The following is a 19,593-nucleotide window of genomic DNA, read 5'->3' as shown; positions in this document are numbered from 1 at the left end:
GTTCGGCCGTCTTCGCCGTCCCGCTGGGCGTCCGCAACAAGGGCGACTGGTGGGGTCGGACGTTGCTCACGTAACCAACGGAAGGGCCCCACCGCCGTGTTCGGCAACTATCTGATTGGACTGCGCGAGGGGCTGGAAGCCAGCCTCGTCGTCTGCATTCTCATCGCGTATCTGGTCAAGACCGGCCACAAGGACAGACTGGTGCCCGTGTGGCTCGGTGTCGGCCTGGCCGTTGCCCTGTCGCTGGGTTTCGGAGCCGCGCTCCAGTTCGGCTCCTCCACGTTGACCTTCCAAGCCCAGGAACTGCTCGGCGGCACCCTGTCGATCATCTCGGTCGGCCTGGTGACCTGGATGGTCTTCTGGATGAAGCGCACTGCCCGACACCTGAAGTCCGAACTGCACGGCAGGCTAGACGCCGCCCTCACCGTGGGCGCCGGCGCGCTGGTCTTCACCGCGTTCATGGCCGTGGGCCGTGAGGGCCTGGAGACCTCGCTGTTCATCTGGACGGCTGTGCAGGCCACAGGTGACGGAATCCGCCCTCTGATCGGCGCGCTGCTGGGCCTCCTGACCTCCGTGGTGCTGGGATGGCTGTTCTACCGCGGCGCCCTGAAGATCAACCTGGCCAAGTTCTTCACCTGGACCGGCGCCATGCTGGTCGTCGTCGCGGCAGGCGTGCTGGCGTACGGCTTCCACGACCTCCAGGAAGGCGGCTTCCTGCCCGGTCTGCACGCCCTCGCCTTCGACATCAGCACGACCATCCCCTCCGACAGCTGGTACGGGACCCTGCTGAAGGGCGTCTTCAACTTCCAGCCCAACCCGACGGCGCTCCAGAGCACCGTCTGGGCCCTCTACGTCGTTCCCGTGATGGTCCTCTTCCTCGCGCCCCCGCGCAGCAACAGCACCGCACCGGCCGTAGATGCGGCCGCGGAGACGACGAAGACCGGCTGAGCAGCGCCGGCCCGACAGAACAGAGACCCGCATGAGCCGACACGTCCTGGTCGTCGAAGATGACCACCGGCTGCGCGACGTCCTGCTGCGCGGCCTGCGCGAGGAGGGTTTCGAGACCACCCCCGCGCAGGACGGGGCGGCGGCCCTGCGGCTGGCCGGTGCCGGAATCGACGCGGTCGTCCTCGACGTCGGCCTGCCTGACGCGGACGGCCGCGACGTTTGCCAGGCCCTGCGTGCCAACGGATTCGACCGGCCGGTGATTTTCCTGACCGCCCGTCACCACCTCACGGACCGGCTCAGCGGGTTCTCCGCGGGAGGCGATGACTATCTCGCCAAACCCTTCCACCTCGCCGAACTGGCCGCCCGGCTCCGAGCCGCCGTCAAACGCAGCCCTCCGGCCACCCCCGCCGGCAGGGGAGAGGTGGAACTGGACGCCGTCCGCCACCAATGCACCGTACGAGGCCTGCCCGTACCCCTGACCCCGACCGAATTCCGGATCCTGGCTGCCCTGCTGGCCGCGGCGGGGGACCTGGTGCCCCGACGGGAGCTGGTACGCGCCGGCTGGCCGGAAGGCGCCCAGGTCAGCGACAACACCCTGGACCAGTACCTGACCCGGCTGCGCCGCAAGCTACGGGAGGCGGGCAGCGCCCTCACCCTCGCCACCTCCCGGGGCGTCGGGCACCGCCTGTCATGAGGCTGCTCAGGGCCGCAGCGCGGCCGGCCACCCTGCGCGGACGACTCTCCCTGCTCGCTGTCGTGACCGCCGCCTTCGTGATGGCGGTGTTCACGATCGCCTTCAACGCGTTCGTGCACCAGCACCTGGCCCGCCAGGCGGACGACCTGCTGCGGGCCCGCGGCTCCGCCATCGCCGCCACCGTCGACACCAGCGGTCCCGTACTGCGCGTACTGGAGACCCCGCAGGAGGACCTCCTCGACGCCAACGCCTGGATCTACCAGGGGGCTAGCCTGATCGAGCAGCCCCCCTCCGCCGCGCCGGACAGCCCCACCACCCGCCAGGCCGCGCGTCTCGCAGCGCAGGGCGGCGCCCGGTGCGCCACCACCTCGCACGGCGCGGTGGACGTCCGGCTCTGCTCCCGGCAGGTGCCGTCACCCGGCGGAGGCCCCAGGGCCGCGACCGTGGTCACCGCGCTCGACCTCGCCCCGTACCGTGCGTCTGGCGACACCTTGCTGCTCGCCTCCCTCGCACTGGACGCCGTCATGCTCGCCTGCACCTACGCCGTGACCCGACTCGCCGTCGGCCGGGCCCTGCGCCCCGTCCGCACGATGACCGACCAGGCCGCCCGATGGAGTGCCACCGCCTCCGAGGAACGCTTCAGCGGTGTCCCCCGGCCCACCGAACTCGCCCGGCTGGGCGCCTCGCTGGACGCCTTCCTCGACCGGATCCGGGCAGTCCTGCGCCACGAACAGCAGCTGACCAGCGAGTTGTCCCACGAACTGCGCAACCCGCTGGCAACGATCGTCGCCGAACTCGACTGGTGGCAGACCCGCCCCCGCAGCGAGGACGAGACACTTACCGCGCAGCGGGCCATCAGGGACTCCGCCCGCACCATGCAGACGATCTGCGACACGCTCCTCGCCGAAGCCCGCGAGGATGCCCGCCGGACGCCCGGAACCGCCGCCGTGTTCCCCGTACTGAAGGCTCTCACCGCCCGCACCGACCAGGCCGGCGTCCCGGTCCGTGTCCTGGCCGTCGGCGAGGACGGGGAATTGATCGCCGGGGTGCCCGCTGCCGTCCTGGAGCGGATCCTCAGCCCCCTGCTGGACAACGCGCTGCGCTACGCGGCGACAGCGGTCCACATCCGTGCGTCCCGGGAAGCGGGCCGTGTCCGCATCGAGGTGGGCGATGACGGCCCCGGCGTTCCCGACGGCTTCCGCGCCCACCTGTTCCAGCCCGGCCGCCGGGCCGATCCGGGCGACGGCCACGACGGGGCGGGCCTGGGACTGCCGCTCGCCCGGCGCCTCGCCCGTTCCGCCGGCGGGGAGGCGGAACTCGGCGAACCGGGCGGCGGGGGAGCGGTGTTCGTGGTCAGGCTGCCGGCCGGCTGAGCTCCGCCTGCGGGGTCATGTCCTTGCGGGTGACCGTCAGGTAGACCACCAGAGCGAGGATGACCAGAAGGAACAGTGCGCTGGTGCCGACGGTGCCCAGGACGAGGCCGCCGTCGTCGGACGGCTGGGAGAGGTAGTCGCCCAGCGAGGCGCCGAGCGGGCGGGTGAGGACGTACGCGATCCAGAAGCTCTACACCGCATCCAGGCCCAGCGAATGGCCGAGCCAGACGGCGCCGATGGCGAGCGCGAACAGGACCGCGAGAGCCAGTAGCCCAGCGACAGGCGCTCAGCGACCAGGTCGCCGGCCGCCGTGCCGAGCGCGAAGGTCAACAGCACGGCCGCCCAGTAGAAGGCCTCCCGGCGCACGGTGTCGATGCTGTGGATGGACAGGGTCCGTTCGCTGCGGAACCAGGCGACGAAGACGACGGTCAGCGCCACGGCGAACACCGTGGTGGTGATCTCCAGCGGCACGCCCAGATTGTCCATCGGGTTGTCGCTGATCAGTGTCCCCACCACGCTGACCAGCACGACGACCAGCCAGTAGAGCACCGGACGGTAGGAGTCGGCACGGAACTGGACGACCAGGGCCACCACCAGCAGCAGGCTCATGACCAGCGAGGTGCCGGTCAGGCCCAGCCCCAGCTGCCCGTTGAGGAAGCCGGCCGCAGTCTCGCCCACCGTCGTACAACCTCGGGCGCCTTGTTCCAGCGCGTCCCTCGGGCACGGGCGGTATCGGGCTGGCTGTATGTCTCGGATGTCATGGCACCAGACCGTGCCACCGCCAACCTGAACGCATCCTGAGCACGGTGCCGTGACACCGCGGCGAACGCGCCTGGCGCGGGCGCCTGCTCGTACAGTCCCGGCCATGATCCGCCCGCCCATCCCGCACCCCGGCCGAGCCCGTCCCGGTCATGCCACACCCGGCCGTACCTGGCTGCCCGCCCGGATCGGAGAGCAGGTCGGGAAGCGCATGGGATGGGCCGTTGCGGCCGCCTATCTCGCGGCCGCGGCCTTCCCTTCTGCTGGAATGTGGCTGCGTCACCCGCGGGAAGTGCACGGCATGGGGGTCGGGTTCAGGCTGGAGGCTGCCCCGCTCCTGCTCGTCCTCGTCCTGTTCGCCGCCGGACTGCAAGTCCAACCGAAGAGCTTGCTGCGCGTGGTCTGGCAGCCGGTGACGCTGCTGGCCGGCCTCGCCCTGCACCTGGGCGCTCCGCTGGTGATCATCCCGGCCCTATCGGCTGCACTGCGCTGGACCCCCGACACCGACGGCGGCAGCGGAATGATCACCGCGATGATCCTCATCACCGCGATGCCCGTGGCGGCGGGGGCCACGGTGTGGACCGCGCGAGGGGATGGCGACCAGCCGACCATGGTCGGCCTCGTGCTCCTCTCCACCCTGCTCAGCCCGCTCACCCTGCCCGTCACCCTCGGTGCCCTGTCCCCACTGCTGAGCCCGGACTACGCCGAGACACTGGCGGGCGCGGCCCGCGTCGCCGGGGAGGGCTTTGCCCTCCCGGGCGTCGTACTGCCGTGCGCGGCCGGGCTGCTGTGCCATCTCGTCATGCCCCGGCGGGTGCTGGCCGTAGTCCTGCGGACCGCTCCACCCGCCGCGCTCGCCGCTTCGCTGCTCCTGACGTACGTCAACGCCAGTGGAGCCCTGGGACCGTTCCTGGCCCATCCGGACGCCGTCCTGCCCGCAGCAGCCGTGGCCGTCGCGGCAGCGCTGTGCGCATTGTCGTTCCTCCTGGGGCGTACGGGCGGCCGGCTGCTGGGACTGCAAGCCCCAGCCCGCACCTGCGTGACGCTGGCCTGCGGAATGAACAACAGCAGCGCCAGTGCCGTACTGATCGGCACGGCCATACCCGACCGCCCCCATGTGCTGCTGCCGGTTCTCGCGTACAGCCTGCTGCAGAAGCTGGCCGCCGGGCATGCCGTGCGTCCGCCCCGGCGGCGGCCCCAACGGCCCCTGTCCGCCTGCGATCCGGACCCCGGTTCCACCACCCCACCACGATCGTCTACAGTCTTGTAGACATTGGTTGGGAGGTCGCCCCCGGGATTCCGGGCGCCGACGGCTGCCCTGGCCAGCATCGGCTAGGCGGCGCGAGCGTCGCCGGGAGGGTGGCACCGACGATGGCGGAAACCGACAGCAGGACGACGACGCACCGGCCGTCAATGACGGCTCCGGAGCGGGGAGCTTACCGTCCGGGCCGGGCCGGGGCGGGCCTCTCGAAGGTCCCCGAGGTCACGGCCTGGTTCTGGATCGTGAAGATTTTCACCACCGGCATGGGGGAAACCGCGTCTGATTTCCTGGCGAGGGTCCTGGGCCCGGTGCCGGCCGGCTGCCTCGGGCTCGCGGGTCTGACGGCGCTGCTGGTCCTGCAGTTCCGCTCCTCGCGCTACCGGCCGTGGCTCTACTGGTCGGCGATCGTCATGGTCAGCGTGTTCGGCACGATGGCCGCGGACGTCGTCCACGTCATCGCCGGCATTCCCTACACGGTGTCGGCCGCGGGCTTCACGCTCGCCCTGGGTGCCGTCCTGACCCTCTGGTACACCTGCGAGTGGACGCTGTCCATCCACAGCATCCACACCACCCGCAGGGAGTTGTTCTACTGGGCGACGGTGCTCACCACCTTCGCCCTGGGCACCGCTGTGGGCGATCTCACCGCCGGGAACCTGCACCTGGGCTACCTGCCCTCCGGGTTCCTCTTCGCAGCCCTGATCGTGCTGCCGGTGCTCGGCCGCCGCTTCCTCGGGCTGAACGCGGTGGCCGCGTTCTGGGCCGCGTACATCCTCACCCGGCCCCTCGGCGCTTCGTTCGCGGACTGGATGGGCGTCCCGGCGGCGCGCGACGGTCTGGGGTGGGGCACCGGGCTGGTCAGCCTCGCGCTGCTGGTCCCCATCGCCGCGCTCGTCGGATACCTCCAGGTGAGCCGCGCCGACACGCCGAAGCAGGTCCACCCCACCGCACTGGCCGGCTGAGCTCGCCAGGGCGTTCGCGCGCCAGCGCCCGGATCAATCCTCCGGTCCAGGCAGGAGCAGGGTGAAGGTGGCCGGCGCCGAAGCGCGGACGCTCAGCCTTCCGCCGACGGCCTCTGCGAGTTCCCGTGCCACCGCCAGGCCGATGCCGGAACCGGAGCCCGTGGTACTGCCGCGGGCGAAGACCGCTCCCGGATCGAGCGCGAGTGTCCCCTCGTCCGCCACGTCGATCGCGACTGCTCCGGCGGCCTCGCGTACCGTCACGACGGTGGCACCGCGTCCGTGCCGCAGCGCGTTGTCGAGGAGGATGTCGAGGATCTGTCCGGTGGTGCGGCCGGGGACGTCGAAGGACTCGGTCCCGGGCGACGGGCGGAGCTCCAGACGCCGTCCTACGGCCGCGAGTACGCCGTGCCAGCGCGACTCCGCACGGTCCAGTACCCGGACGAGCCGCTCGCGGGGGACCGGGTGCTGCTCGACGGTGTCCGGCCGGGCCAGGCGCAGCACCTCCTCGACGGTCTCCTCCAAGTGGCGTGCCCGCTCAAGGGCCTCCCGGACGGCGGGGCGCAGATCGGCGTCCGGAGGCAGCCCCTGGGAGGCCTCCAGGCCGAGCTGGAGCCCGGTCAGCGCGGTGCGCAGCTGATGGGAGGCATTGGCGCTGAAGTCGCGCTCCCTGCTCAGGAGTTGGGTGAGCCTCTCGACCATGGTGTTCTGAGTGCGGGCCAGTTGGTCCAGCTCCGCGATCCCGCACGGCCCGGCCCGGGCGTCGAGGTCGCCGTCGGCGATCTCCCCGGCCGTCCGCGAGAGCGCCTCGACCGGGGCGCTGAGCGCGCGTGCCTGGCGGCGCGCCACCAGGACCGCCGTGGTGAGCGCGAACAGGGTGACCGCCAGCATCAGCGCCCATGCCCAGAGCACGCGGTGCCAGACCGAACGTGTGGGGACCGAGGCCCGGACCACCCCGATGACCCGTTCGGCGGAGACCACCGGTACAGCGACGACGAGATCCGGGCCACTGCTCCCGCGCGCGACCTTCCCGTCGGCCGCCCGGCGTGTCATCGAGTCGCCCGTCTCTCCTCCCGTACCCGCGCGCAGGCGCATCGAGAGGTCGTACACCCCCAGCCGTCCTCCCGGCCGGGGGCGTGGCAGCTCGACGGCGTCACCCGCGGTAAATTCCGGCCCCACCGCTACCGTCGCCGCCAGGGCCGTGCGTTCCAGGGCGCCGCGTTCGTCCTCGAAGAAGGACCGCTGGACGACAGCGGCCAGCGGGCCGGCCAGCAGGACGAGGGCCACCAGGACAGCGGCCACCGCGACCCGCACCACACGCTGCCTCATGCGCCCATCATGGCGTCCGCGATCCCGGTTTTGCCTTCGTCTCACCTTCGCCGCCCCGGCCCTTTGCGTGGCACTGCCTAGCGTGAAAGATCCATCCACCGTTCGGAGGGCGTCATGAACGTGGGGCGTCGCGCATGTGCTGCTTCCGCCTCTGTCGTACTCGTCGTCGCGGCCCTCGCCGGGTGCGGTGCCTCCGGCTCCTCCGCGGTCGCCGACTCGAAGCCGCCTCCGGCCCCGGCCGAGTCCAATCCGCCCGGAGACATCCCCGACAATCAGGTGTACGTGGTGTTCAAGCCGTCCACGGGTGACTTCACCGTCAGCGTGCCCGAAGGCTGGGCGCGCACCTCCACGGGCCCGGTCACGACGTTCACCGACAAGCTGAACCGGATCGAGGTGTCCGAGCACGCAGCCGCGACCGCCCCCACGACCGCCTCGGTGACCGCGCGGGACGTGCCGGCGCTGGCCAAGGCGGTCCCCGGGTTCTCGCCCGGGAAGGCCTCCGAGGTGACACGGAAGGCCGGCAAGGCCGTCCTCTACACGTACCAGGGCACCACGCCTGCGGACCCGGTGACGGGCAAGACCTTCCGCGACGCATTCGAGCGGTACGTGTTCCAACACAACGGCCGCGATGTCGTGCTCACCCTGTCGGGCCCGGTCAAGGCCGACAACGTCGACCCCTGGCGGACGGTCACCGACTCGCTGCGATGGCAGTGATGGACGCCCCGAGCGTCCCAAGCACCCCTAGCCCCCCGCCGGCCCTCGACGCACGCGAGCTGTACCGGTTCTACCGTGCGGGGGAAGAGGAGACCCTCGCCCTGCGCGGGGTCTCCGTCACGGTCGCCCCGGGAGAGCTCGTGGCCGTCGTAGGCCCCTCCGGGTCGGGGAAGTCCACGCTGCTGGCCTGCCTCGCCGGCCTGGACGAGCCCGAGGGCGGAGTCGTACGGGTCGCTGGGGAGCGGATCAGCCACCGGCCGGAGGCGGAGCGGGCCCGTGTCAGGGCCCGCAGGATCGGCATCCTGCTCCAGACGGAGAACCTGATCGCCCACCTCGATGTGGCCCAGAACATCCGCCTCGCCCGCACGGCCGCCGGCCGCCGCACCGTCGGCGGCCCGCCCGTCGAAGCCCTCCTCGATCAGGTGGGCCTGCTCGGCCGGGCTCGCTCTCTGCCCCGCGAACTGGCTGGGGGAGAACTGGCCAGAGCGGGCCTGGCCGTCGCCCTGGCCAACGACCCCGACCTCCTCCTCGCCGACGAACCGACCGGAGAGCTCGACGGGAGCACCGAACAGCGCATCCTGGATCTGCTGCGCGCCCGCGGCCGTGACGGCCGCCGTGGCGTACTGCTCGTCACCCACAGCACCGCCGCCGTACGCGGCGCAGACCGGGTCTTGACCCTGCGCGACGGCAGGATCGGGCCATGACCGGCCCTCTGCTCGTCAGCTGCCGGGACGCCGGACGGACCTACGGGCGCGGCCCCGCCGCCGTGGTCGCCGTACACGGCACGGACTGCCAGGTGCGGGCGCACGACCGGATCGCCGTCATGGGGCCCTCGGGGTCGGGCAAGTCCACGCTGCTCCACCTGATGGCCGGACTGGAACAGCCGACCAGCGGCGAGGTGGTGTGGCCCTGGTGCGTGGAAGCCGCGGAAGCCGCGAGCCCGGAGGCAGGGGCGCGGGCCAGGGCCAAGGGCATCGGGGTCATCTTCCAGAGCCCCAGCCTCATCGGCACCCTGGACGTCGCCGAGAACACGGGCCTGCCTCTGGTGCTCTCCGGAGAGAGCACGGAGCGCGCCCACGACCTCGCGCTGGCCGCCCTGGAACGCGTCGGCGTCGCCGACCTCGCCGCCAAGCTGCCCGACGACATCTCGGGCGGACAGGCACAGCGGGTCGCGGCCGCCCGGGTCCTGGCCGCCCGGCCCCGGCTCGTCCTCGCCGACGAACCGACCGGCCGCCTCGACCGCACTACCGGTCGGCACGTCATGGACGTCCTGCTGGCGGCGGTCGACGAGATCGGGGCCGCTCTGGTAGTGGCCACCCACGACCCGGCCGTCGGAGAACGCCTCCGGACCCGCTGGACCATGCGCGACGGCCGACTCCTCCTCCGTCCGGACGGAGGCGCACCGTGAACACCGGCCGGCCGGCAGCCCCGCTCCGGCACGGCCGCGGCCGCCTCACCCTGGCGGCTCTCAGCCTCGTCCTCCTCGCCGTCCTGCCCCACTTCGCCATGGACGACGAACCGGCCGGCCTGAGCGACCACACCATCGTCGGCCGCGCCGCCGACGTCCTCGGCGACATGGTCTTCGAGACCGGGGCCGCACGCTCGCCCCCCCGGCACACCACAGTCGTTGGTGGACCCCCGCAGCCCGCCCGGACGGCGAGCGACGGATGGCTGATCGTCACCGCCTGCGGAGGCACACCGTGATCACCACCTGGCTGGCCGCCCTGCTCCGGCACCGCGGCGGCAGACTCCTCACAGCCGCGCTCACCGTCGCCCTGGCCGTCGCACTCGTCGCCGCGCTCGGCACGTTCCTGACCGCGTCCCGCTCGACGATGACCGCCCGGGCCGCCCGGTCCGTCGCAGTCGACTGGCAGGTACAGCTCCAGCCCGCGGCGCAGCCCGCCACTATGCTCGACGCGATCCGCCACACCCCCGGGATCCGCACCGCGCTGCCCGTCACCTACGCCCACAGCACCGGCTTCCAGACCACGGCCTCAGGCTCCGTGCAGACCACCGGCGACGCCGTGCTGCTCGGCATCCCCGACGGCTACCGCACCGCCTTCCCCGGCGAGATACGGCGGCTCGCCGGAGCCCCCGACGGAGTCCTCCTCGCCCAGCAGACCGCCGCCAACCTGCACGCCGCGCCCGGCGACACCGTACGCATCTCCTTGCCCGGCAACGCCGAAGCCGCCGTCACGGTCGCCGGAGTCGTCGACCTGCCGCAGGCCGACTCCCTGTTCCAAAAGGTTGGCGCCCCGCCCTCTTCACAGCCGGTCGCCCCGCCCGACAACGTGATGCTCCTGCCCACCCCGCTCTTCGACTCCCTCACCGCGCACACCAAGGCCGTGGACCCCGCCGCCGTCACCACACAGGTGCACGCCGCGCGCGACGCGCGCCTGCCCTCCGACCCCGCCGCCGCGTTCACCGCCGTCACCGGCGCCGCCCACCACCTCGAAGCCCGCCTCTCCGGAGCCGTCCAAGTCGGCGACAACCTCGGCGCCGCCCTGGACGCCGCACGCCAGGACGCCCTGTACGCCCAGCTGCTGTTCCTGTTCCTCGGAGCCCCAGGCGTCGTCCTCGCAGCCCTGCTTACCGCCGCCCTGGTCAGCGCCGGAGCCGACCGCCGCCGACGGGAACAAGGACTGCTGCGCACCCGCGGCCTCAGCCGACGCCGGGTCACCGCGCTCGCCACCGTCGAGGCTGGCGCCATCGGCCTGGGCGGCGGCCTGCTCGGCATCGCCCTCGCCGCGCTGGCCGGCCGGATCGCCTTCGGCCAGGCCTCGTTCGGCGCCGCCGGCCTCGTCCCGCTGCGCTGGTCCCTCATGGCCCTCGCCGTCGGTACGGCCGTCGCTGCCACGACCGTCCTGCTGCCCGCCGTACGGGACCAGCGCACCACCACCGTCACCGCCGCGCGCCGCAGCGTCCCGTCGACCGGTTCCCCGCTGTGGCAGCGCACCGGACTCGACTTCATCCTGCTCACGGTCTCGTTCCTCGTCTTCCGGGCCGCCGCCGGCAACCAGTACGCCTTGGTGCTCGCCCCCGAAGGCCTGGCGAGCATCTCAGTGTCCTACTGGGCCTTCCTCGGCCCCGCCCTGCTCTGGCTGGGCTCCGCGCTGTTCCTGTGGCGGCTGACGACCTACGCGTTCGCCCACGGCCGTCGACCCCTCACCCTCCTGGCCCGGCCGCTGACCGGCACCCTCGCCGCCGCGACGGCCTCCGGCATTACCCGGCAGCGCCGGGTCTTGGCCCGTTCCGTGGTCCTGCTCGCCCTCGCCGTGTCGTTCGCGCTCTCCACCGCCGCCTTCAACAGCACGTACCGCCACCAGGCGGAGGTGGACGCCCAACTCACCAACGGCGCCGACGTCACCGTCACCCAGCCGCCCGGCGCCGCGACCGGCCCTGACGCCGGGCGCGCCCTGGCGTCCGTCCCGGGAGTGCGCCACGTCGAACCGCTCCAGCACCGCTTCGCCTACGTCGGGTCCGACCTCCAGGACCTGTACGGCGTCAACCCCGCCACCATCACGTCCGCCACCGTTCTTCAGGACACCTACTTCGCGGGCGGCAGCGCCCGCGGCCTGCTCGCCAAACTCGCGGGCCGCCCCGACTCCGTGCTCGTCAGTGAGGAGACGGTCAAGGACTTCCAGCTTGTCCCGGGCGACCGGCTCAACCTGCGCCTCCAGGACCAACGGACGAAGCAGCTGCGCACCGTGGAGTTCCACTACGCGGGCGTCGTCAAGGAGTTCCCGACCGCGCCCAAGGACAGCTTCTTCGTCGCCAACGCCGCGTACGTCGCCGCCCAGAGCGGAAGCGACGCCGTCGGCGCCTTCCTCGTCGACACAGGTGGCGCACACCAGCAGGCCGTCGCCGCCCGGCTGCGCGAGCGGGTGGGTGCCACGGCGACGGTCACCGACCTCACCCAATCCCGCGCAGGCGTTGGCTCCAGCCTCACCTCGGTGGACCTCGCCGGACTGACCCGGATCGAACTCGGCTTCGCCGTGGCGCTGGCTGCGGGCGCCGGAGGAGCGGTACTCGCCCTGGGTCTAACCGAACGCCGCCGTACTTTCGCCGTGGCCACCGTCCTCGGCGCCACCCGGGAACAGCTGCGGGGCATGGTCCTCGCCGAGACGGCCACCGTCGCGTTCGGCGGCCTGGCCGGCGGCGCCCTCATCGGCTGGGTGCAGGCTCAGATGCTGGTCAAGGTCCTCACCGGCGTCTTCGACCCGCCGCCGTCCGCCCTGTCCCTCCCCTGGCCGTACCTGGGGTTGACGCTCCTCGCCACGCTCGCGGCCCTCACCGCCGCAGCCCTGCACGGCGCCCGCGGTTCCGGCCGACCCGCCGTCGAAGAACTCCGAGAGCCGTGACCAACCCCTACCCTCGAGCCATGAACACCGGCACCGCGGGGCGCCCGCCCACCGCCCTGGTCATCGAAGACGACGGCATCATCGGGCGCCACCTGGAAAGCGGACTGCGCGGCAACGGCTACACCGCCACCTGGTGCCGCACCGGCTCCGCCGGCCTGACGGCAGCCCGCCACAACCCGCCCGACTTCGTCCTCCTCGACCTGGGTCTGCCCGACCTCGACGGGATCGACCTCGCCCGCCGCCTGCGCCAGGACATCCCGGACCTCCTGATCGTCATTCTCACCGCCCGCACCGACGAGATCGACGTGATCGCCGGACTGGACGCGGGCGCCGACGATTACCTCGTCAAGCCCTTCAGCATGACCGTTCTCCTCGCCCGCCTCCGCGCGCACCTGCGTCGCAGGCCCCTGCCCGACGTGCAGGACGTCGAACCCATTCGGCTGGGTGACCTCACCGTCGACACGGCGGCCCGGCGGGCCCTGGTCGCAGACGAGGACGTCCCCCTGCGAACGAAGGAGTTCGAACTCCTCGCCGAACTCGCTCGCCACCAGGGGAGCGCAGTCTCCCGGGAGACTCTGATGGCGCGGGTGTGGGACGAGAACTGGTTCGGCCCGACCAAGACCCTCGACGTCACCATGGCCTCCCTTCGCCGCCGCCTCCACACGGCCGAAACCGCGGCGCCGCGCCCGGTCCGTCTCCCGCAGATCACGACACTCCGCGGCCACGGCTACCGCCTGGACCCGGCGCCACCCCTCTGACGGTCTCCGCCCCGCCCGGGCGCCGGCCGAGTCGGCGTCACCATGCGCAGCGCTCCTCGCGTTTGGCGGAGTCTCGAACAGGTCCCCGGCGGCGGATGCCTTCATCCAGGTGAGGTCTTGCTGCGGCGGGCCGGTCGCCGCGAGAGCGGTGACCGGCGACATCGCCACAACGACGATGACACCTGCCGTGACGGCAATTGTTTTCGGACGGGGCATGGTGACTCTCCTGACGCAGAGGGGGGAAGCACCGGCCACACGCATTGCCGAGGATCCGATCTGCCGACGCCGCGTGAGGCCGGGCCGCTGATCTATCACCTGGTTTCCTGCTTTGGCCCATTTCGAGTTGCACGATTGCCAGATGCCGGACGCGACGTTCCGGGTCGGTGATCACAAACCGGACGGGCACGTTTCGCCAGATTCCGAACGGGAGCTCTCGCGGTGCGCGGTCCCGACGCGATCGATGTGGGTCGACGGGCGATGCGGCAATGCGGGCGCCAAGGAGTCCCCGTTCGGAGCAATGCGCGCGCGGTCGTCCATTGTGACTCCATGGTGCCGTCCGGGCACGCTGGCAAGAGGATCCCGATACGGCTGGTGGTGCACGTCGACATTCCGACGGGGGTTCCGTCGCACATTCGGGCAGGCCGGGGTACGCGTGAGGCTCTGGCCGGCCGCGCGAGACTGACACGACTCGCGTAGTACTGGTTTCGAACGCACGAAGGCAGACCGGAAGGATGCCGGCCCGTGGCAATCGCTTTCCGCACCGGCGCGACTGTGTCGTCGCTGACTCTGTGCGCGGCGTTGCTCGCACCGTGCTCTCCCGTCGGCCCCGCCGAGACCGCCATCGCAGGAGGGCCGTCCGGCTGTCGACGCACGCTCGTGGTGGTGGCGCACCCCGACGACGACCTTTTCTTCGTCAATCCGGACGTCATGTCGACCATCCGGGCGGGCTGCTTCGTGTCGGCGGTGTACCTCACGGCGGGCGACGGCGACGAGGAGGTGCCGGCGGAAGCCAGGAACTACATTTTGAACAGGGAAAACGGTGTCCGCAGGGCCTATGCGGAGATGGCGGGTGCACATTTTTCCTGGAAACAGGAGGACGTGCGTGCGAACGGCCGCAGCATCCGGTCGTTCCGGCTCGCGAACCGCGGGCGGGGCCCGGACGTGAGGCTGACGTTTCTGGGCCTGCACGATGGCCGGCCCCAAGGCAGCGAGCCGGACAGCCTCCTGCACTTGTTCGACGGGCGCAGGAAGGCGATCACGACGCTGCAGGGCGGCGGGAGCTACACCGAGGAACAGCTGCTGTCGGTCTTGGTCTCCCTCATCCGGCAGAGCCGGGCGGAGAACGTCCTGACGCTGGATCCCGACGTCGCGTCGTTCGCGAAGGGCACGGACGGCCGCGTCGATCACAGCGACCACGGCATTACCGCGCGCTATGCCCGGGAGGCGGCCTACCGTACGGGAACCCCGGTGGTTCCCTTCCTCGGCTACACCGTGGCAGGGAGGCCCAGGAATCTGACACGCGCCGAGACAGCGGCGAAGGAACACATCACCCGGTGGTACATGGCGCAGAGCCAGTGCCCGCGCGAACGTGTGTGCCCTGCCATGAAGATCTACGAAGCCAGGCTTTCCAAGACCTACCGGCGTTGGGTCGAGAGGCGATACCGACGCATCCACAGGCGGCCGCGTCGGGGCGAGATCATGGGGGACGTGGGCCGCACGACGCGCTACTCGGGCAGCTCCCCCGAGCAGTGTCTGGCCGCGCCGAACGGTTCCTGGGATACGGGCGAAGCACGTATCCTCGCCTGCGACGGATCCGCGGGGCAGAAATGGGACGCGGGACCCGACGGCAGTCTCAGAAGCCGACTGGATCCGGCGTACTGTCTCACCGTGGTGGGACGCCTCCTCCGGCTCCAGGCGTGCAGGCACTTCGAGCCGAAGCAGGCGTGGCGGCAGGTGCCCTGGATCAGCGCGACGTGGAAGCGGGCGGCCTGGAAGCTGGCCGGGGCCGGGAACATGTGCCTCTACCAGAACGACCGCTCCCTCCCTCCTCGGAACCGGGACACCGACCGTAGCCCGCGCCTGGAACTCGTGAGTTGCGATGGCCCCGCCCGGCCGGGGCTGTACTGGCAGCTTGGGCCCGGACCGCCTCCCTCGTCATGACGCCGGACGGACGGTCAGCCCGCGTGTTCGTGCAGTTCTTACCACGGACGACTGTCGAGTCGTCGTGCCGGGTGCCGGGTGCCGGGGCGACTGAGGCCACGAAGTGGCAGCGGGCTGCCGGCCACACCCAACCTCCCGCCGCCCCCAATGGCATACGAGGACGAACCCGTCCGAAAGGTTGAGCGTCCTGACTCGGCTCAGGCACCCCCGGAGCTTCGCCGCGGTGGCTCAGGCGGCGTCCGTCTTGGGAAAGACGTATTCGTCGAGAATCAACCCCACGGCGACGGCTGCGGGGATGGCGACCAAGGCGCCGATGATGCCGAGGAGGGCTCCGCCGACAAGGACGGCAAGGACGGTGACGAGGGGATGGACGTCGACGGCGAACTTCATGGCGCGGGGGACGATGAGGTAGTCCTCGGCGAGACGAAAGGCGATGTAGAAGGCGGCGGTTGCCGCGGCGATGGGCAGGGATACCGACAGGGCGACGAGGCTGACGACGATGCCGGCCAAAGTCGAGCCCACAATGGGGATCAGGTCCATCAACGCTACGAAGACACCCAGCGCCGCGGCGTACGGAACGCCCGTGGCCAGGCACCAGATGAACGTCGCGATTCCCGCGATAGCGGAGGTGGCCAGGTTTCCGAGCATGAATCGCCCGATACGGCTCATGATCTCCTCTGCCACGCCTTCCACCCGATCGCGTCGGCTCCTGGCGACGAAGCGGCGCTGCGGATGCCGTGGGTGATCAGGCGGGTGGCACCGAACGTGGCCCCGAAGGCGAGCCAGGTCGCGAGGAGGAGCGCTGGGTGGGACCGGTGCGCTCGACGACCGTCTCCCGCCAGCGTCTCAGCAGGCCAGGACGACGGTCGTCCCGCTCGCCGGAGCCGTGCTGCTCAGCGTTCTGTGTGTCCCTTCTTCCGTCAGTCCCGTCCCGTCTGAAGGAAGGCTCCGCCGGATCGGCAGTCACGTACCGCACCGTGATCGGTTCGGAGACCTGCGAGTAGTCGGCCCGTCACGGGCCGGCTATCGCACTGCGCGCGGGCTGCTGCCGCGCACCTCTCGGTCGCGTGCCCGGTCCCGGAAGTGGGCGTAGGCCATGAACGCGAAGAGGATCGCCAGGAGTACCGCAGAGGAGCCAGCTGTGCCCAGGTCGAGGCCCCCCTTGGCGGTGGGCTTGGTGAGGAAGTCGCCCGCGGTGGCGCCCAGGGGGCGGGTGAGGACGAAAGCGATCCAGAAGAGGACGACGTTGGAGACGAAAGGCGCGCGGATGAGGGCGACGAGGATGAGCAGAATGCCGGTGATGAGCAAGGCACTGCCCGCGTAGCCGAGCCCGGAGCTGTCGGAGAGGAAGTCTCCCATCGAGGTGCCCAGGGTGTTCGAGACGAGGATCGCCGACCAGAACAGCGCCTCGCCGCGGAAGGTCACGATGTCTCGGATCACGAATGTCTGGCCGGTGAACTTCCAGGCGACGAAGATCGCGATGAGCAGTGAGATGAGGATGGCCGCGCCGGCAGGATAGCCGAGCCCCAAGCCCTGTGGGCCCCAGCCCAGCGCGGTGGTGCCCTTCGCCAGGTACTTGGAGCTGGCATCGCGGTTCATGAAGTCCGACACGGTGGTGCCGACCATGCTCGTGGAAACGATGACCGGCCAATAGAAGAACGGGTTGTAGTGCTTCGCGCGCAGCTGCACCAGCAGGGTCACCACGAACATGAGGAACAGGGCGATAGTGGTGAGGAAATAGCCCAGACGCAGGGTCTGCGCGAACAGGTCTCCGGCGGTCTCGCCCAGCGTGGTGGCGGCTATCTTCATGATCCAGAAGGCGAGGGTGACCTCTGGCAGCTTCCGCACCACGTACTCGGCCGGGCTCGCGCCGTCAGCTTCGGGCGGCATCGCCGGGCGCCGCCTTGGCCGGGGGCGGGGGACGGGACGAGAGGTGAAGGCGACCTTCATGCATCGCCCACCGCTTGCGGAGTCGTTCGGCGACGGTCGGGTCGCGCGTGGTGACCACGAGGGCGGCTCCGGCCTCATCCGCGGCTGCGAAGAGCACGTCGATGACCCGTCGGCCGGTGGCGTGGTCCAGGTCGCTCGTGGGATCGTCCGCCAGGATCAGGCGGGGGTAGGTGGCCAGCGTTCGGGCGATGGCCACGCGCTTGGCCTGGCCGCCGGAGAGTTCGGCGGGCATTTTGTGAGCGAGTTCGGCGGCTGCCACCACTGCGAGGCAGTGCAGCGCCCTGAGGTGCGCCTGTTCCTTGGGGACACCGGCGAGTACGAGGGGCAGCGCGGCGTTCTCCGCCACATTCAGCGCCGGCACGAGGGCGGGTCCATGGACTACGACTCCGACCTGTCCGCGTGCGGGTACCCGGGGCAGTCCCGGCCAGGTGATCTCTCCGGCCGTGGGTTGCAGGACGTCTGCCATGAGGTGCAGCAGGGTCGACTTTCCCGAACCCGAAGGGCCCGTGATGGCTATCCGGTCGCCGGCGTGGACCTGGCACGTCGCGCTGTTCACGGCGGCCACAGCCGTCGGTCCGTTGCCGTAGGCGCGGGCGGCGTCCTGGCATCGCAGGAGCAGGGTGTCGGCGGTGGTCACGGCAGTGCCCCTCGACGGCCCGGCCGGTCGCCCCGGCGGGCAGCCCGGCTGTCGAAGGGAAGGGTGGATCGGCCCTTTATGGCGGGCGCGGGAGCCGAAATGGTCGTACGTCGCATGATCAGGGCGCCTTTCGGGAGACGAAGCGGAACCGCAGGTCTCCCCTGATGCTAGGCGGCGGCTGGTTAGCGCCCGGCCCGCTCACGGTGAGACGATGGTAAAGCCCCAGCTCACGCACCCGGCTCGCCACAGGAAGAACCGGCCCCATGCGTGCCGGCGGTCCCGGCGGGCACCGCGCGCCGGCCGGCCGCCCCGACGCATGGGATACGCCGGGGCGATCCGTCACCCGTCGGTTGATCAGCCGAGCGAGGTGAGGAGCGTGTTGAGTGCGTTGACCTCGGTGGCCTTGTCCGGGTGCGGGGCGCGTACTGCCTTGAGGACCTTGTCGATCTCGCCGTCGAGGAAGCTCCACGCCTTCTCGCTCTTGGGCTCAAGGGTGGACTGGTCGTCGTCCCAAGCGGTCTCCAGGTCGGCAACGCGGCTGGTCGCGGCTCGCTGATCGCCCGAGTTGACCTTCGCCAGGGTGTCGGCAGCGATGGTGCGGAATTTCGCGATCTCGGCCGGAGGGAACGGCGATGTCGCCTCCTGTGGAGGGACGTTGTTGGTCACCGGCGCGGGCGAGTCCTCTTCGCTGCCCGCAGTGGCGTGTGGCTGGTGGTTCGCCCAGACAAGAAGCGCTGCGGCTGCGACCGCTACGGCGGCGTAATAGGCGAGCATGCCCCGCTCACGTGCCGGGCTCACTGCCTGGGGGGTACTGGCTGGCTCCTGAGCCTCGATGACATCACTCCGGCTGCGCGTGAGGTACACGACCGTGGCGAGGATGGCGAGCAGGAAGATCACGCTCGTCAGGGCGGTGCCGAGGCCCAAGCCTCCGCCGTCGCTGGGCGATCCGAACCAGTCGCCGAGGTTGGCGCCGAGCGGGCGGGTGAGGATGTAGGCCAGCCAGAAGGAGAGCACGGCGTTGGCGCCGAGGCGCCGGCCAACGATGATCGCGACAATCAGTCCGAGCGGCAGGAGCACGGAGACCCCCGGCGTCCAGCCGGTCAGCTCCAGGGTCCAGTCTCCGGTGGCGGTACCGAGGGCAAAAGTGACCAGGACCGCGAGCCAGTAGAAGAGCTCACGGGGCCGGGTGGTGATGCTGTGGACCGACAGGGTTCGCTCTCTCACGTACCAGATGCCGAAGACCACGGCGAGCACGCCGGCGAACACACTGCTGCTCAGGGCAAGGGACACTCCCTGGCTGTCGGTGAGGATGTCGGTGTACAGGGTGCCGGTCACGCTCACCACCACGACAGTGAGCCAGTACACGAACGGGATGTAGCGCTCGGTGCTCAGTTGCCAGGCCAGGGCGGCTGCCAGAGCTACGGTAAAGATCAAAGCGGTGCTGATCAGGCCGACACCGAGGTTCATGTTGATCCAGTCGGCGAAACTCTCGCCGACGGTGGTGCACAGGACCTTGATGATCCAGAACCAGACTGTTACCTCGGGAACCTTGTTCAGCATCTGCCGGGCAGGCGTACGAACGCTCTCGCCGACTCGCAGCTGGTCTCCTGAATGGGCGCCTGCCCCTGGAGCCGTATGGCTCTCAGACGTTTCGTAGGTCATGCGGCCCGACTCTGCCATCGACAACCTGAAC

Annotated in this window: 17 protein-coding genes and 1 pseudogene; 12 read left to right on the top strand and 6 right to left on the bottom strand. The window is 70.9% G+C overall.

All coding sequences use genetic code 11. The features are described from left to right. Nucleotides 1-96: 96 nt before the first annotated feature. From efeU to ACV7NM_RS00240, 3 genes are read left to right on the top strand one after another with little or no spacing between them, the layout of a single operon-like run. Entirely contained in the window at nucleotides 97-948 is an 852-nt protein-coding gene (gene efeU / locus ACV7NM_RS00250; protein WP_463408281.1) for an iron uptake transporter permease EfeU, read from the top strand. 31 nt (nucleotides 949-979) lie between these two features. Then, a complete protein-coding gene (locus ACV7NM_RS00245) occupies nucleotides 980-1,642 on the top strand; it encodes a response regulator transcription factor (protein ID WP_463408280.1) in 663 nt (220 codons plus the stop codon). Beyond that, nucleotides 1,639-3,015 carry a sensor histidine kinase gene (locus ACV7NM_RS00240; protein ID WP_463408279.1) on the top strand — a complete coding sequence of 459 codons (1,377 nt, stop codon included), beginning with the start codon at nucleotides 1,639-1,641 and terminating at the stop codon, nucleotides 3,013-3,015. Before ACV7NM_RS00245 ends, ACV7NM_RS00240 begins: the two co-directional genes overlap by 4 nt. Here the strand turns inward: ACV7NM_RS00240 and ACV7NM_RS00235 are convergent. Then, nucleotides 2,996-3,776, bottom strand: a pseudogene (locus tag ACV7NM_RS00235) (COG4705 family protein). The gene ACV7NM_RS00240 and the pseudogene ACV7NM_RS00235 sit on opposite strands and share 20 nt — an antisense overlap. Before the next feature lie 104 nt (nucleotides 3,777-3,880). On the opposite strand from ACV7NM_RS00235, the gene ACV7NM_RS00230 reads away from it, so the two are divergent. Then, a complete protein-coding gene (locus ACV7NM_RS00230; protein WP_463408278.1) occupies nucleotides 3,881-5,044 on the top strand; it encodes a bile acid:sodium symporter family protein in 1,164 nt (387 codons plus the stop codon). Between the two features lie 233 nt (nucleotides 5,045-5,277). Then, on the top strand, nucleotides 5,278-5,994 hold the full coding sequence (locus ACV7NM_RS00225) for a COG4705 family protein (RefSeq protein WP_463408277.1): 717 nt from the start codon (nucleotides 5,278-5,280) through the stop codon (nucleotides 5,992-5,994). A gap of 33 nt (nucleotides 5,995-6,027) precedes the next feature. On the opposite strand, the gene ACV7NM_RS00220 is transcribed toward ACV7NM_RS00225, so the two are convergent. After that, a complete protein-coding gene (locus ACV7NM_RS00220) occupies nucleotides 6,028-7,320 on the bottom strand; it encodes a HAMP domain-containing sensor histidine kinase (RefSeq protein WP_463408276.1) in 1,293 nt (430 codons plus the stop codon). Nucleotides 7,321-7,434: 114 nt separating this feature from the next. Between ACV7NM_RS00220 and ACV7NM_RS00215 the strand changes: the two genes are divergently transcribed. From ACV7NM_RS00215 to ACV7NM_RS00185, 7 genes are all read left to right on the top strand, one after another. Next, a complete protein-coding gene (locus ACV7NM_RS00215) occupies nucleotides 7,435-8,034 on the top strand; it encodes a hypothetical protein (RefSeq protein ID WP_463408275.1) in 600 nt (199 codons plus the stop codon). Next, nucleotides 8,034-8,738, top strand: a complete 705-nt coding sequence (locus ACV7NM_RS00210; protein ID WP_463408274.1) for an ABC transporter ATP-binding protein — start codon at nucleotides 8,034-8,036, stop codon at nucleotides 8,736-8,738. The genes ACV7NM_RS00215 and ACV7NM_RS00210 overlap by 1 nt, the downstream gene beginning before the upstream one ends. After that, on the top strand, nucleotides 8,735-9,442 hold the full coding sequence (locus tag ACV7NM_RS00205; RefSeq protein WP_463408273.1) for an ABC transporter ATP-binding protein: 708 nt from the start codon (nucleotides 8,735-8,737) through the stop codon (nucleotides 9,440-9,442). The genes ACV7NM_RS00210 and ACV7NM_RS00205 overlap by 4 nt, the downstream gene beginning before the upstream one ends. Further along, on the top strand, nucleotides 9,439-9,738 hold the full coding sequence (locus ACV7NM_RS00200) for a hypothetical protein (RefSeq protein ID WP_463408272.1): 300 nt from the start codon (nucleotides 9,439-9,441) through the stop codon (nucleotides 9,736-9,738). The genes ACV7NM_RS00205 and ACV7NM_RS00200 overlap by 4 nt, the downstream gene beginning before the upstream one ends. Further along, entirely contained in the window at nucleotides 9,735-12,395 is a 2,661-nt protein-coding gene (locus ACV7NM_RS00195) for an FtsX-like permease family protein (RefSeq protein ID WP_463408271.1), read from the top strand. The genes ACV7NM_RS00200 and ACV7NM_RS00195 overlap by 4 nt, the downstream gene beginning before the upstream one ends. 20 nt (nucleotides 12,396-12,415) lie before the next feature. Continuing rightward, complete coding sequence (locus ACV7NM_RS00190) at nucleotides 12,416-13,153, top strand: response regulator transcription factor (RefSeq protein ID WP_463408270.1); 738 nt, start codon at nucleotides 12,416-12,418, stop codon at nucleotides 13,151-13,153. Nucleotides 13,154-13,894: 741 nt separating this feature from the next. Continuing rightward, a complete protein-coding gene (locus ACV7NM_RS00185) occupies nucleotides 13,895-15,313 on the top strand; it encodes a PIG-L family deacetylase (protein WP_463408269.1) in 1,419 nt (472 codons plus the stop codon). A 228-nt stretch (nucleotides 15,314-15,541) separates the two neighbouring features. On the opposite strand, the gene ACV7NM_RS00180 is transcribed toward ACV7NM_RS00185, so the two are convergent. The 4 genes from ACV7NM_RS00180 to ACV7NM_RS00165 all read right to left on the bottom strand — a co-directional run bounded on the left by ACV7NM_RS00180 (nucleotide 15,542) and on the right by ACV7NM_RS00165 (nucleotide 19,460). Continuing rightward, nucleotides 15,542-16,099: an AI-2E family transporter gene (locus ACV7NM_RS00180; RefSeq protein ID WP_463413794.1), complete on the bottom strand. Its 558-nt coding sequence runs from the start codon at nucleotides 16,097-16,099 to the stop codon at nucleotides 15,542-15,544. Nucleotides 16,100-16,336: 237 nt separating this feature from the next. Next, entirely contained in the window at nucleotides 16,337-17,203 is an 867-nt protein-coding gene (locus ACV7NM_RS00175) for a COG4705 family protein (protein ID WP_463408268.1), read from the bottom strand. Further along, nucleotides 17,187-17,900, bottom strand: a complete 714-nt coding sequence (locus tag ACV7NM_RS00170; protein WP_463408267.1) for an ABC transporter ATP-binding protein — start codon at nucleotides 17,898-17,900, stop codon at nucleotides 17,187-17,189. Before ACV7NM_RS00170 ends, ACV7NM_RS00175 begins: the two co-directional genes overlap by 17 nt. A 354-nt stretch (nucleotides 17,901-18,254) precedes the next feature. Then, nucleotides 18,255-19,460, bottom strand: coding sequence for a COG4705 family protein (locus tag ACV7NM_RS00165; RefSeq protein ID WP_463408266.1), 1,206 nt, complete (start codon nucleotides 19,458-19,460; stop codon nucleotides 18,255-18,257). Between the last annotated feature and the right edge of the window lie 133 nt (nucleotides 19,461-19,593).

It is taken from the genome of Streptomyces sp. Tek67B01 (assembly GCF_055231995.1).
Note: the sequence above shows the minus strand (reverse complement) of the source record. Positions and strands in the feature narration are given on the sequence as shown.